Annotated in this window: 1 protein-coding gene; it reads left to right on the forward strand. The window is 66.9% G+C overall.

Going from position 1 to position 709, the window contains the following annotated elements; all coding sequences use genetic code 11:
• Positions 1 to 179 precede the first annotated feature (179 nt).
• Complete coding sequence (locus tag ACLD7X_RS17550) at positions 180 to 671, forward strand: hypothetical protein (RefSeq protein WP_425625447.1); 492 nt, start codon at positions 180 to 182, stop codon at positions 669 to 671.
• Positions 672 to 709 lie beyond the last annotated feature (38 nt).

Below are 709 nucleotides of genomic sequence, written 5' to 3' on the forward strand. Positions count from 1 at the left end.
CGCCATGGTCGATATCGCGGAGGCCCGCGGCAAGGTGATGACCATGCTGTTCGATCGCGGCCGGTCGCTCGACGAACGCATCCTGACTGAACAGTTCGCGCATTGATCCTTTCCAGCCCGCCTGAAAGCCTGCGTTAAGCAGGTTGGGCTTAAGGTCGCCGTCAACAGGAGGGTCGGTGATGTCCACGCAGCCAGGGGTGCAATTCATCACCCCGCCCAACACGCTGAAGGCCAAGCTCGGCGGAAAACTGGGCGGGTTTGACGCCAACGCCGTGGCCCGCGCCCAGGCTGCGCTGGAAGCGATGAGCGAGAAGTTCGGCGACTGGCTTGCCGACGAGGTCAAGCGCCTCGAGGCCGCGCACGCCGCCGCCCGCGCCCCCGGGGCCGGGGAACCAGAGCTGGAGACGCTCTATTTCAGAGCCCACGACCTGAAGGGTCTTGGCGTGACCTATGGCACGCCGCTGATTTCGCGGATCGCGGCCTCGCTCTGCCGGCTGCTTGATTCCAAGGAAGCGCGCGCGACGGCGCCGGCTGCGCTCCTCGACGCCCATGTGTTTGCGATCCGCGCCGTCGTGCGCGACAGCATCACCACTGCAGAACACCCCGTGGGCGCGATGCTGATCAAGGAACTCGAGGCCAAGGTGGCGCTGTTCGCGGCCGAATCCGAGTGAGCCGGCTTGGCGCCGGGTTGCGGCGCCGCCATCGTCGC

The sequence above is a fragment of the Aphanothece microscopica RSMan92 genome, assembly GCF_046613545.2.
Taxonomy (GTDB): Bacteria; Cyanobacteriota; Cyanobacteriia; order PCC-6307; family Cyanobiaceae; genus NIES-981.

Excerpts from the sequence above, each read along its gene's own strand:
- ACLD7X_RS17550 (WP_425625447.1), top strand. The coding sequence starts at position 180 with ATGTCCACGCAGCCAGGGGTGCAATTCATCACCCCGCCCAACACGCTG.